We start from the raw sequence: 13,404 nt of genomic DNA, 5'->3' as shown, positions 1-13,404 counted from the left end.
GCCATGTAATTGAGCTTTAAAGTTCAGTACAAATCAAATTAATTGAACCCATTTAACGTTTTATGTTWAAGTAATTTAACTATTTATCATTTTTCTTTTTTTGAGTTTGTTACAAAACATAATTGTTGTTCAATTTACAAAATTTTTTTACCATGTTTAGTTCACCCTATGATTTAGTTCATAGGGTCTTTTTTATTGCGGACAAAAGTTTTTTTTCATACTTTGCGGACAAGCCTCATAAAGATATATATATAAGCACAACGAAAGGAGCTTTATGATGAGTAAAAAAACACTACTAATAGGAACTATGATTCTTACTGGTGCCAGTTTTATAACTAGAATTTTAGGTTTTATATTTCGAATCTTTTTATCTCACACTATGGGTGCCGAAGGAATGGGGTTATACCAACTGATCTTTCCGATCTATATGCTTGCCTGGGCTGTCTCCAGTGCGGGAGTATCGCTAGTCGTTTCCAAAAAAGTTGCCGAATACAATGCTCGGGGATTCCATGACGATGCTATTAAAATTATGAAAAGCGCGATCGTGCTATCCCTGGTTATTTGCATACCAATTTCTCTATTCTTATTTATTTTTCACGAGCCCATTGCCATATACTTTGTTCATGCAGCAGATACGTCTTTGTCTATTCAATTACTCGGAACTTGTCTACCGTTTATGGCAACCTCATGCTGCATCCGCGGTTATTTTCAGGGTCGTCAAGAGATGAGCGTTCCTGCAATAGCTCAGGTAATAGAGCAAGTTGCTAGAATGATTATTATTTATCTCGTTGCTGGAATGATGGTTCCATACGGCTTGGAATATGCCTGTGCGGCGGCGATGCTCGGACTCTGCGGTGGCGAATTTGCCTCTTGTGGATTTGCCATATTTATGTTTTTTAGGGCTCGAAACAAAATCAAATGTACCAAACCGTCTATAATTACATATAATAGTGCCATCAACACGATCTTCTAYYTGTCATTACCAATCACAGCGAATCGATTTTTAACTTCCGCATTGCAATCAGTAGAAAATATCCTAATCCCCATGCAACTCGAAAAATTTGGACTAAGCTCGAGCGATGCATTAAGCGTATTTGGAATGTACTCTGGAATGGCGATGCCACTTTTATTATTTCCGTCAATGCTAACGGGGTCGCTATCGGTRGCACTCATCCCGTCGATCTCCGACGCGAAAGCGAGATCAAACAACGCCGAATTACAACGCACGGTGGCCTCGTCAGTACAACTATCTGCAATCATCGGAATAGGAGCGGGGGGACTATTTTTTACATTAGGAGAYGAAATAGCGATGCTAGTCTATAATATGAGCGAAGTGGGTCACCTCCTCAAACTGCTAGCGCTGATATGTCCATTTTTCTATTTACAAGGGATACTAAACGGCGTATTAAACGGGCTTGGGCTACAAAAAACAACATTCCAAGGAAACATACTAGGGTCAGTAGCATGTATCGTGTTAATAATAGTCGGRGTACCAAAATCTGGATTAGTAGGATTCACGCTAGCGCTACTAGCCCAAGCAGGAATCGCGACATGCTATCACCTCTACCATGCGCTAGACTCTATCAGCCTACCAATAAACGTTCTCAGTTGGATAATGAAACCAGCAATAGCGATAAGCATCGGCTCGATTGCCATTCGATATATATATAACAGCTTGCTAAGCGGCATGGTGGGAGCGAAGGTAGCTACAGTAATAGCGATCGCATTGTTAGGGTTGTTCTACATCACATTTTTATTCGCGTTCAAATGCATTACAAAAGAAGATATCAAAGCATTTCTATAATCATTATAATAAGAAGAAACTTAGATAAGGTAGTCAAAAACTATCTTATCTTTTTTTTGTTTATTCACCGCTGATGCTCTAACCAAAGCTGATGCCGAACCCAACGCTGATGCTATAACCAAAGCTGATGCCGAACCCAACGCTAATGCCATAACCGAAATTGATGCCGAACCCAACGCTGATGCCGTAGCCGAAGTTGATGCCGAACCCAACGCTGATGCTATAACCAAAGCTGATGCCGAACCCAACGCTGATGCCGTACCCAACGCTGATGCCGAACCCACCGCTGATGCTATAACCACCGCTGATGCCGAACCCAACGCTGATACCATAACCAAAGCTGATGCCGAACCCAACGCTGATGCCGTACCCAACGCTGATGCCGTAACCGAAGTTGATGCCGTAACCGAAGTTGATGCCGAACCCAACGCTAATGCCATAACCGAAGTTGATGCCGAACCCCACGCTGATGCCGAACCCCACGCTGATGCCATAACCAGATCTTATGCTATAACCAAAGCTGATGCCAAACCCAACACTGATGCTATAACCAAAGCTGATGCCGTAACCGAAGTTGATGCCGTAACCGCAGTTGATGCCGAACCCAACGCTGATGCCGTAACCGCAGTTGATACCGAATCCACCGCTGATGCCGTACCCAACGCTGATGCCATAACCGAAGCTGATGCCGCAACCGAAGCTGATGCCAAATCCAACGCTGATGCCGTAACCGAAGTTGATGCCGAACCCACCGCTGATGCCGAACCCACCGCTGATGCCGAACCCACCGCTGATGCCGTAACCGAAGCTGATGCCGAACCCACCGCTGATGCCGTAACCGAAGTTGATGCCGAACCCACCGCTGATGCCGTAGCCGAAGTTGATGCTATAACCGAAGTTGATGCCATAACCGAAGCTGATGCCGCAACCGAAGCTGATGCCAAACCCAACACTGATGCCGTAACCGAAGTTAATGCCGTAACCGAAGTTGATGCCGAACCCACCGCTAATGCCGTAACCGAAGTTGATGCCGTACCCAACGCTGATGCCATAACCGAAGTTGATGCCGTAACCGAAGTTGATGCCGTAACCAGATCTTATGCTATAACCAAAGCTGATGCCGAACCCAACGCTGATGCCGTAACCGAAGTTGATGCTATAACCAAAGCTGATGCCGAACCCAACGCTGATGCCGTAACCGCAGTTGATGCCGTAACCAGATCTTATGCTATAACCAAAGCTGATGCCGAACCCACCGCTRATGCCATAACCAAAGCTGATGCCGTAACCGAAGTTGATGCCGAACCCACCGCTGATGCCGAACCCACCGCTGATGCCGAACCCGACGCTGATGCCGAACCCGACGCTGATGCCGAACCCACCGCTGATGCCGTAACCGAAGTTGATGCCGTAACCAGATCTTATGCTATAACCAAAGCTGATGCCAAACCCACCGCTAATGCCGTAACCAGATCTGATGCCGTAACCGAAGTTGATGCCAAAACCGAAGTTGATGCCGAACCCAACGCTGATGCCGTAGCCGAAGTTGATGCCGAACCCAACGCTGATGCCGAACCCAACGCTGATGCCGTAGCCGAAGTTGATGCCGAACCCAACGCTGATGCCGTAACCGAAGTTAATGCCGTAACCGAAGCTGATGCCGAACCCAACGCTGATGCCGCAACCGAAGTTGATGCCGTAACCGAAGTTGATGCCGTAACCGAAGTTGATGCCGAACCCACCGCTAATGCCGTAACCAAAGCTGATGCCGTACCCACCGCTGATGCCGTAACCGAAGTTGATGCCGAACCCAACGCTGATGCCGTACCCAACGCTGATGCCGTAACCGAAGCTGATGCCAAACCCAACGCTGATGCTATAACCAAATCTGATGCCGAACCCAACGCTGATGCCGTAACCGCAGTTGATGCCATAACCGCAGTTGATGCCATAACCGAAGTTGATGCCATAACCGAAGTTGATGCCGAACCCACCGCTGATGCCAAACCCACCGCTGATGCTACAACCAAAGTTGATGCCGTAACCGAAGCTGATGCCGCAACCAAAGCTGATGCCGAACCCAACGCTGATGCCGAATCCACCGCTGATGCCAAACCCACCGCTGATGCCGTACCCAACGCTGATGCCGTAACCGAAGTTGATGCCGTACCCAACGCTGATGCCATAACCGAAGTTGATGCCATAACCGAAGTTGATGCCGTACCCAACGCTGATGCCGTAACCGAAGTTGATGCCGAACCCACCGCTGATGCCGTAGCCGAAGTTGATGCTATAACCGAAGTTGATGCCATAACCGAAGCTGATGCCGCAACCGAAGCTGATGCCAAACCCAACACTGATGCCGTAACCGAAGTTAATGCCGTAACCGAAGCTGATGCCGAACCCAACGCTGATGCCGCAACCGAAGTTGATGCCGAACCCAACGCTAATGCCGAACCCGACGCTGATGCCGTAACCGAAGTTGATGCCGAACCCAACGCTGATGCCATAACCGAAGCTGATGCCGTAACCAAAGCTGATGCCGTACCCAACACTGATGCCGTAACCGCAGTTGATGTCGTAACCGAAGTTGATACCGTAACCGAAGTTGATGCTATAACCAAAGCTGATGCCGTAACCGCAGTTGATGCCGAACCCAAAGCTGATGCCGAAACCGAAGTTGATGCCGAACCCAACGCTAATGCCGAACCCGACGCTGATGCCGTAACCGAAGTTGATGCCGAACCCAACGCTGATGCCATAACCGAAGCTGATGCCGTAACCAAAGCTGATGCCGTACCCAACACTGATGCCGTAACCGCAGTTGATGTCGTAACCGAAGTTGATACCGTAACCGAAGTTGATGCTATAACCAAAGCTGATGCCGAACCCAACGCTGATGCCGTAACCAACGCTGATGCCGTAACCGAAGCTGATGCCGTAACCGAAGCTGATACCGTAACCAACGCTGATGCCATAACCGAAGTTGATGCCATAACCGAAGCTGATGCTATAACCAAAGCTGATGCCGAACCCAACGCTAATGCCAAACCCAACGCTGATGCCGTAACGCCATAACCGAAGTTGATGCCGTAACCGAAGCTGATGCCGTATCCAACACTGATGCCGTAACCAGATCTTATGCTATAACCAAAGCTGATGCCGAACCCAACGCTGATGCTATACCCAACGCTGATGCCGTAACCGAAGTTGATGCCGTAACCAGATTTTATGCTATAACCAAAGCTGATGCCGAATCCACCGCTGATGCCGTAGCCGAAGTTGATGTCGAACCCAACGCTGATGCCGTAGCCGAAGTTGATGCCGTAACCGAAGTTGATGCCGAACCCAACGCTAATGCTATAACCGAAGTTGATGCCGTACCCCACGCTGATGCCGTACCCAACGCTAATGCCGAACCCAACGCTGATGCTATAACCAAAGCTGATGCCGTAACCGCAGTTGATGCCGAACCCAACGCTGATGCCGTAACCACCGCTGATGCCGTACCCACCGCTGATGCCATAACCGAAGTTGATGCCGTACCCACCGCTGATGCCGTACCCAACGCTGATGCCGAACCCAACGCTGATGCCGTAGCCGAAGTTGATGCCGAACCCAACGCTGATGCCGAACCCAACGCTGATGCCGTAGCCGAAGTTGATGCCGAACCCAACGCTGATGCCGTAACCGAAGTTGATACCGAATCCACCGCTGATGCCGTAACCGAAGTTGATGCCGAACCCACCGCTGATGTAGCAACCACCGCTGATGCCAAACCCAACGCTGATGCCGTAATGCCGAAACCAGATCTTATGCTATAACCAAAGCTGATACCGAACCCACCGCTGATGCCGTAACCAACGCTGATGCCGTAACCGAAGTTGATGCCGAACCCAACGCTGATGCTATAACCAACGCTGATGCTATAACCAAAGTTGATGCCGAACCCAACGCTGATGCCAAAATGCCGTAACCGAAGTTGATGCCGTAACCGAAGCTGATGCTATAACCAAAGCTGATGCCGAACCCGACGCTGATGCCGTAACCGAAGTTGATGCCATAACCGAAGTTGATGCCGAACCCACCGCTGATGCCGTAACCGAAGCTGATACCGTAACCAGATCTTATGCCATAACCGCAGTTGATGCCGAACCCAACGCTGATGCCGTAACCAAAGTTGATGCCGTAACCGAAGTTGATACCGTAACCAACGCTGATGCCGTAACCGAAGCTGATGCCGCAACCAAAGCTGATGCCAAACCCAACGCTGATGCCGCAACCGAAGCTGATGCCGTAACCGAAGCTGATGCCGAAACCGAAGTTGATGCTATAACCAAAGCTGATGCCATAACCGAAGTTGATGCCATAACCGAAGCTGATGCCGTAACCGAAGTTGATGCCGAACCCAACGCTGATGCCGTAACCGAAGTTGATGCCGTACCCAACGCTGATGCCGTAATGCCGTAACCGAAGTTGATGCCAAACCCAACGCTGATGCGCTTACTTGCTACTCGTACATCTGCAGATAATAAGGTAAATGTTACCATTTAGACAGCTTTTTAGGTAGCTTTTATATTTGACCTTTCAAAGTAGCTTTTATAACTTTCTTGCATTAAAAAAGAGCTCCGACTTTTACATCGAAACTCTTGTTGTTGAAGAATTTTATCCGTCATTCAAGATTCTTGGGGAAAAACTATCTTCTTACATTCCTATATCTCAAACTTATCTAATTGACCTTTCAAATTATCTGCTTGTGCTGCAAGCTCTTGACTGACTGCGACGTTTTCTTCTGATATGCCAGAGTTTTTGCTGATCTCTGTTTGTAACATCTCAACTTTGGCTATTATTGCGTGTAACGATTCCTTCTGACTAGTTGCATTAGCAGAAAGATTTTTGGAGAAGTCTCTGGTTTCGACGCTCGACTGAACGATTGTGTCTAGCGCGGTCGATGTTAATTGCACCATGTTTTCTCCTTTGCGTAAACTTTCTAGATTCTTTTCGATTCGACCGTATATATCTTTTACGGTTTGTGTTGTAGTTGTTGACAACTCTCGAATTTCGTTTGCTACAACTGCGAAGCCTTTTCCTTGCTCTCCGACACGTGCTGCCTCGATTGATGCGTTAAGTGCTAGCAGATTCGTTTGTGTTGCAACATTTTCGATCGATCCAATTACACCACTAATTTCGTTGATAGATACGCTGATATCTTTCATTGCGGTTACTAGGTCGTTTCCTATCTTTTTGCTATCAAGCGCTTTGTTGGTCATGTCATTTACTACTTCATAACTCTTATCGATATCTCCGATTATGCCTATTACTCCTTCTGCTACTTGGATGGTTTCATCTTTGAAGTGGCTGATTAGGTCTACTTGACCGATTGTTAGGTCTGCTAGTTCTTGTGCGGAGCCTGCAATTTGATTTGCCGCGTCTAAAACATTACCTGTTGATGATTGTGTATTATATAATAGGTCTTTTAAGCTTACTGAAATCGCTAGCAACGATACCTTGATTTTGTTGAAGTCGCCTACATAATTTTGTTGCGGTGTCGGTGTAAAGTCGCCATCTGAGAAGCTTTGTAGAATCTTCGCTATTTCTTCGATATATCCGTTAATTGAACTTGAAACAGTATCTAGCGCTCCAACGATCATTTCTAGCTCAAGTGTGGTTTTTGCAATGTGAGTTGTTGAAATGTTTAAATTTCCTTGTTGAAGCTTGCCTAGCTCTGTTACTACGTGCTCTAATGGAGAAATATATACTCTTACAATTATTTTTACTGCTATATAGAATACTATTTGGCTAATTACCATAATTAATGTGCTAGAGATAATTTCTTTCCATATGGCGTCTGTTACATGTGATTTCGGATAATTTGATACCATTCTATATGATGTATTAGGCACTGAGAATGCTGTTGTATAAGCCCCTTCGCCCATTGATGTAGTGGTCGGAATGACGTCTCCATCGCGCATTGTAATGATGTCGTTTGCTGATGGATTGATTGATTGTAATGTTTTCATTTTTCCGCCAGATGGCATATTGATCGCTTCTTTGTGAACGACGATTTCGTTGTCCTGATCTATAATAAATATGCTTGTTCCATCTGTGCCAGAAAGCTCTATTATCAGATCTTGCATTGAGTCTAGTGGTACTTCCATATTTATTACTCCAAGCAATTCGTGTGTCGCGTGTTGTGTTACTTTTCTAGATACTCCAATTAATAGAGTTCCAGTTAGAGGGCTTGTATATGGTTTTGACACGTATGTACCATTTGTAGACATTGCTCCCTTATACCATCCTGATTGCGTGAGGTCTTCTCCGAAAGATGGCTCCCATCCATCAGGGTCTATTACTTCGCCATCGGCTGTGAAGAAATATAAAGTTTCGATATCGTGTTTTAAATTAGATTGCAATTGTAAGTATGTTCTCAGCTGCTCTAAATTTATTTCGTCTACAACTGATAGCTTTGTTGCCAATGTTTCTGCTAAAGTAGTTTTATCTGTAAGCCAGTTTGAGAACCCGTTTACAGCTATCGATGCATTGCTGATCGACGTCTTTTCTGCCACCTCAATTGTCGTTGTCGCAATAGAAAATAGTCTAATAATGGTGCTACATAATAATATAATTGCAACAATTATACCAAATGTAATGTTAATTTGCGTTTTGAACGCTTTTCTTTTCATAATTCTCCCCCTTTAGTATGATCACTAACACTACTATACATATTTCATAACTCTAATAATTATAACTGTAATTCCAAAAAAAGTGTGTTGATTCAAAAAAAATTTGTCCCTTTAACTTTATTCTTTTTTATCTTTATCAGCATTTTTATCAGTTACTTTTTTTCCTGTTCTCTGATTTTCTTTTTGACCAAGACAATTTAAAATAATTTTTAGGGTACTTCATTATTATAACAAAGATATTAAATTTTGCAACAAAATCTAGAATTTACATTATTTATATGTTATACTTGTCATTGCAGACTAGTTATCTTTAATTTTCATTTTGCAAATGCTTTATGCTGTGCGGATCAGTTTTTTACATACCGCGACCGCATGCATAGCATTAAATTTTATTACACATTTTTAATTAGAAAGAAGTGATTATAATATGAAACAGAAAGAATATGGATTATTTACTGCTATCACTATGATAGTTGGCATCGTTATCGGTTCGGGTATCTTTTTTAAAAGCGATGACATTCTAAATTACACTGGTGGGAGCGTTAGTCTCGGTATTTTGGTCTTTGCTTTCGCTGCCATTAGCATTGTTTTTGGTAGCCTCACTATTGGCGAACTCGCCGCTCGTAATTCGAAGTCCGGCGGTATCATTACTTATGCCGAAGAGTTTAGCAAACCCGTCGCTTGTGCTATCGGTTGGTTTCAGGTATTTTTGTATTACCCCACTATTACTGCAGTTGTAGCTTGGGTTGCCGGCATTTACACCTGCTTGCTTTTTGGCTTCGACATGACTCTCATGAATCAAACCGTTATTGGCGCTATTTATATTGTTTTCCTATTTGTTATTAATATATTATCTAAAAAATTTGGCGGCTATTTGCAAAACGGTTCCACTATTATAAAATTGATTCCTCTTATTTTCTTTGCTATATGCGGCCTTACTATGGGTGACCCCGGCGCTACTCTCACTTCTACCAATGTGAAAACTGTGGGTACAGCAAGCGTTTTGGCTGCCCTCGCTCCTATYGCCTTTTCTTTTGATGGATGGATCGTAACTTCTGCGATCGGTGCGGAAGTTAAAAATAGTAARCGCAATCTCCCTATCGCTTTTGTTGTTGGCCCTCTTATTGTTCTGGCTGTTTATATCGTTTATTTTGTCGGTATCAGTACGCTGATAGGTCCGCAAAATGTTATTGCTTTAGGTGATGCGCATGTTGATGTCGCTGCCAATTCGTTAATAGGTCCTATGGGCGCTAAAATCGTTCTCATCTTTGTTATTATTTCTGTTATTGGTACTGTAAATGGCCTCATTTTGGGTGGTATTAGGCTTCCACAATCTCTTGCCGCTCGCAATATGTTTCCTTTTGCTAATAAAATTAAGATTATCAGTGAACAATATGGCGTTTCCATCAGGTCAGCTATCGTCTTTTTTGTTGTTGTTATGTTTTGGCTTGTAATTCATTTCATTACTCAGAAATTTGCCTTATTAACATCCGGTGATGTCTCCGAAATTTCTATTGCCCTTAGCTACGGTTTATATATTTATCTATACATCCATGTAATTTTGCTTGCCAAGAGTGGCGAAATCAAGAGCAAAGTCAAAGGGTATGTTATTCCAGGTCTTGCCATTTTCGGTGCGTGCATCATTTTATCATCGGTCTTTAGCAATTCGTTATTCTTTGTTCACTTTTCTATTTGTCTTACTATCATTCTTGCTGCAATGCTATATTACACCGAGATTGCTGTTCACAGAGAAGGCGATCAGGAAAAAAAAGTTGCTTAATTTATTGAGGTCTTATGGGCCTCTTTTTTATATGCTCGATTTTCTACATCTTTTCGATCGGCTACATCTTCTCCACCGTCTCCAGCTTCTCCACCGTCTCCAGCTTCTCCACCGTCTCCAGCTTCTACATCATCTCCGTCATCTCAATCTGCTCGATCCGCTACATCCTCCCCAAATTCTACATCATCTCCGTCATCTCCATCTTCTCCATCCGCTACATCCTCCCTAGCTTCTACATCATCTCCGTCATCTCAATCTGCTCGATCTGCTACATCCTCCCTAGCTTCTACATCATCTCCGTCATCTCCATCTGCTCGATCTGCTACATCCTCCCTAGCTTCTACATCTTCTCCGTCTTCTACATCTGCTCGATCTGCTACATCCTCCCTAGCTTCTACATCTTCTCCGTCATCTCCATCTTCCACATCCGCTCAATCTGCTACATCCTCCCCAGCTTCTACATCTTCTCCGTCATCTCAATCTGCTCGATCGGCTACATCCTCCCCAGCTTCTACATCATCTCCGTCATCTCAATCTGCTCGATCTGCTCAATCTGCTACATCCTCCCCAGCTTCTACATCATCTCCGTCATCTACATCTGCTCAATCTGCTACATCCTCCCCAGTTTCTACATCATCTCCGTCATCTCTATCTACTCGATCGGCTACATCCTCCCTAGCTTCTACATCATCTCCGTCATCTACATCTTCCACATCTGCTCAATCTGCTACATCCTCCCCAGTTTCTACATCATCTCCATCCGCTACATCCTCCCCAGATTCTACATCATCTCCATCTTCCACATCTGCTCGATCGGCTACATCCTCCCCAGCTTCTACATCTGCTCCGTCATCTCCATCTGCTCGATCTGCTACATCCTCCCCAGCTTCCGCATCTTCTCCGTCATCTCCATCTGCTCGATCAGCTACATCCTCCCTAGCTTCTACATCTTCTCCGTCATCTCCATCCGCTCCATCTGCTACATCCTCCCCAGCTTCTACATCATCTCCGTCATCTCAATCTGCTCGATCTGCTCGATCTGCTACATCCTCCCTAGCTTCTACATCTTCTCCGTCATCTCCATCTTCTCGATCTGCTACATCCTCCCTAGCTTCTACATCATCTCCGTCATCTACATCTGCTCGATCTGCTACATCCTCCCTAGCTTCTACATCATCTCCGTCATCTCCATCTGCTCGATCTGCTACATCCTCCCCAGCTTCTACATCATCTCCATCTGCTCCATCTGCTACATCCTCCCCGGCTTCTACATCATCTCCGTCTTCTACATCTGCTCGATCTGCTACATCCTCCCCAGCTTCCGCATCATCTCCATCCGCTACATCCTCCCTAGCTTCTACATCATCTCCATCTTCCACATCTGCTCGATCGGCTACATCCTCCCCAGCTTCCGCATCATCTCCGTCATCTCCATCTGCTCGATCTGCTACATCCTCCCTAGCTTCTACATCATCTCCGTCCGCTACATCCTCCCTAGCTTCTACATCATCTCCATCTGCTCAATCTGCTCGATCTGCTACATCCTCCCTAGCTTCTACATCATCTCCATCTTCCACATCCGCTCCATCTGCTACATCCTCCCCGGCTTCTACATCTTCTCCATCCGCTACATCCTCCCTAGCTTCTACATCTTCTCCGTCATCTCCATCTGCTCGATCTGCTACATCCTCCCCAGATTCTACATCTTCTCCAGCTTCTACATCTTCTCCATCTTCTCCATCTTCCACATCTGCTCAATTTGCTACATCCTCCCTAGCTTCTACATCTTCTCCGTCATCTCAATCTGCTCGATCGGCTACATCCTCCCTAGCTTCTACATCTTCTCCGTCATCTACATCTGCTCGATCGGCTACATCCTCCCCAGATTCTACATCATCTCCGTCATCTACATCTGCTCGATCGGCTACATCCTCCCTAGCTTCTACATCTTCTCCATCTTCCACATCCGCTCAATCTGCTACATCCTCCCTAGCTTCTACATCATCTCCGTCCGCTACATCCTCCCTAGCTTCTACATCATCTCCGTCATCTCCATCTGCTCGATCTGCTACATCCTCCCCGGCTTCTACATCTGCTCGATCGGCTACATCCTCCCCAGCTTCTCGATCATCTCCATCCGCTACATCCTCCCCAGATTCTACATCATCTCCGTCATCTCCATCTGCTCGATCTGCTACATCCTCCCCAGCTTCTACATCTTCTCCGTCATCTCCATCTGCTCAATCTGCTCGATCCGCTACATCCTCCCTAGCTTCTACATCATCTCCATCTTCCACATCCGCTCCATCTGCTACATCCTCCCTAGCTTCTACATCATCTCCATCATCTCAATCTGCTCGATCTGCTACATCCTCCCTAGCTTCTACATCTTCTCCGTCTTTCACATCTGCTCAATCTGCTACATCCTCCCCAGCTTCTACATCATCTCCGTCATCTCCGTCATCTCCATCTGCTCGATCCGCTACATCCTCCCCGGCTTCTACATCATCTCCGTCATCTCCATCATCTCCATCTTCTCCATCTTCCACATCTGCTCGATCCGCTACATCCTCCCCAGCTTCTACATCTTCTCCGTCATCTCAATCTGCTCGATCTGCTACATCCTCCCTAGCTTCTACATCTGCTCGATCGGCTACATCCTCCCCGGCTTCTACATCTTCTCCGTCTGCTCGATCTTCCACATCTGCTCGATCCGCTACATCCTCCCTAGCTTCTACATCTTCTCCATCTTCCACATCTGCTCGATCCGCTACATCCTCCCTAGCTTCCGCATCTTCTCCGTCATCTCCATCCGCTACATCCTCCCTAGATTCTACATCATCTCCGTCATCTCAATCTGCTCGATCTGCTACATCCTCCCCAGCTTCTCGATCATCTCCATCCGCTACATCCTCCCCAACTTCTACATCATCTCCATCTTCCACATCTGCTCGATCTGCTACATCCTCCCTAGCTTCTACATCATCTCCATCTTCCACATCATCTCCATCTTCTCCATCTGCTAGATCTGCTACATCCTCCCTAGCTTCTACATCATCTCCGTCATCTCAATCTGCTCGATCTGCTCAATCTGCTCGATCTGCTACATCCTCCCTAGCTTCTACATCATCTCCATC

The 13,404-nt window shown here is 45.8% G+C and carries 11 protein-coding genes; 3 read left to right on the top strand and 8 right to left on the bottom strand.

Features of this window, described 5'->3' with window-relative positions:
• Nucleotides 1–277 precede the first annotated feature (277 nt).
• Nucleotides 278–1,804, top strand: a complete 1,527-nt coding sequence (locus EPU_RS01255; RefSeq protein WP_029487770.1) for a putative polysaccharide biosynthesis protein — start codon at nucleotides 278–280, stop codon at nucleotides 1,802–1,804.
• 20 nt (nucleotides 1,805–1,824) lie between these two features.
• On the opposite strand, the gene EPU_RS01250 is transcribed toward EPU_RS01255, so the two are convergent.
• The 8 genes from EPU_RS01250 to EPU_RS01225 all read right to left on the bottom strand — a co-directional run bounded on the left by EPU_RS01250 (nucleotide 1,825) and on the right by EPU_RS01225 (nucleotide 8,487).
• Nucleotides 1,825–2,298: a hypothetical protein gene (locus tag EPU_RS01250; RefSeq protein WP_010166025.1), complete on the bottom strand. Its 474-nt coding sequence runs from the start codon at nucleotides 2,296–2,298 to the stop codon at nucleotides 1,825–1,827.
• Nucleotides 2,299–2,307: 9 nt separating this feature from the next.
• The gene (locus EPU_RS12535) at nucleotides 2,308–2,856 is read right to left on the bottom strand and encodes a hypothetical protein (RefSeq protein ID WP_010166023.1); all 549 of its coding nucleotides are present in this window, start codon (nucleotides 2,854–2,856) and stop codon (nucleotides 2,308–2,310) included.
• Between the two features lie 171 nt (nucleotides 2,857–3,027).
• On the bottom strand, nucleotides 3,028–3,186 hold the full coding sequence (locus EPU_RS13825) for a hypothetical protein (RefSeq protein ID WP_010166021.1): 159 nt from the start codon (nucleotides 3,184–3,186) through the stop codon (nucleotides 3,028–3,030).
• A 1,847-nt stretch (nucleotides 3,187–5,033) separates the two neighbouring features.
• The gene (locus EPU_RS14520; protein WP_242650835.1) at nucleotides 5,034–5,588 is read right to left on the bottom strand and encodes a hypothetical protein; all 555 of its coding nucleotides are present in this window, start codon (nucleotides 5,586–5,588) and stop codon (nucleotides 5,034–5,036) included.
• Between the two features lie 29 nt (nucleotides 5,589–5,617).
• Complete coding sequence (locus tag EPU_RS13820; protein ID WP_010166017.1) at nucleotides 5,618–5,770, bottom strand: hypothetical protein; 153 nt, start codon at nucleotides 5,768–5,770, stop codon at nucleotides 5,618–5,620.
• Nucleotides 5,731–5,892: a hypothetical protein gene (locus tag EPU_RS14105; RefSeq protein WP_242650834.1), complete on the bottom strand. Its 162-nt coding sequence runs from the start codon at nucleotides 5,890–5,892 to the stop codon at nucleotides 5,731–5,733. The genes EPU_RS13820 and EPU_RS14105 overlap by 40 nt, the downstream gene beginning before the upstream one ends.
• A 39-nt stretch (nucleotides 5,893–5,931) precedes the next feature.
• A complete protein-coding gene (locus EPU_RS14100; RefSeq protein ID WP_010166015.1) occupies nucleotides 5,932–6,354 on the bottom strand; it encodes a hypothetical protein in 423 nt (140 codons plus the stop codon).
• Between the two features lie 162 nt (nucleotides 6,355–6,516).
• Entirely contained in the window at nucleotides 6,517–8,487 is a 1,971-nt protein-coding gene (locus EPU_RS01225; RefSeq protein WP_010166013.1) for a methyl-accepting chemotaxis protein, read from the bottom strand.
• Nucleotides 8,488–8,914: 427 nt separating this feature from the next.
• On the opposite strand from EPU_RS01225, the gene EPU_RS01220 reads away from it, so the two are divergent.
• Together EPU_RS01220 and EPU_RS13455 are read left to right on the top strand one after the other, a co-directional pair.
• Nucleotides 8,915–10,267 (top strand): APC family permease, encoded by a 1,353-nt coding sequence (locus tag EPU_RS01220; RefSeq protein ID WP_029487768.1) that lies wholly within the window; start codon nucleotides 8,915–8,917, stop codon nucleotides 10,265–10,267.
• A gap of 14 nt (nucleotides 10,268–10,281) precedes the next feature.
• Nucleotides 10,282–13,293: a hypothetical protein gene (locus EPU_RS13455; RefSeq protein WP_156778373.1), complete on the top strand. Its 3,012-nt coding sequence runs from the start codon at nucleotides 10,282–10,284 to the stop codon at nucleotides 13,291–13,293.
• The last annotated feature ends 111 nt before the right edge of the window (nucleotides 13,294–13,404 follow it).

The sequence above is a fragment of the Candidatus Epulonipiscium viviparus genome, assembly GCF_000171335.1.
In the GTDB taxonomy this organism is placed as follows: domain Bacteria; phylum Bacillota; class Clostridia; order Lachnospirales; family Cellulosilyticaceae; genus Epulonipiscioides; species Epulonipiscioides viviparus.
The sequence above is the reverse complement of the archived record's forward strand: the minus strand, read 5'-3'. Positions and strand labels throughout refer to the sequence as shown.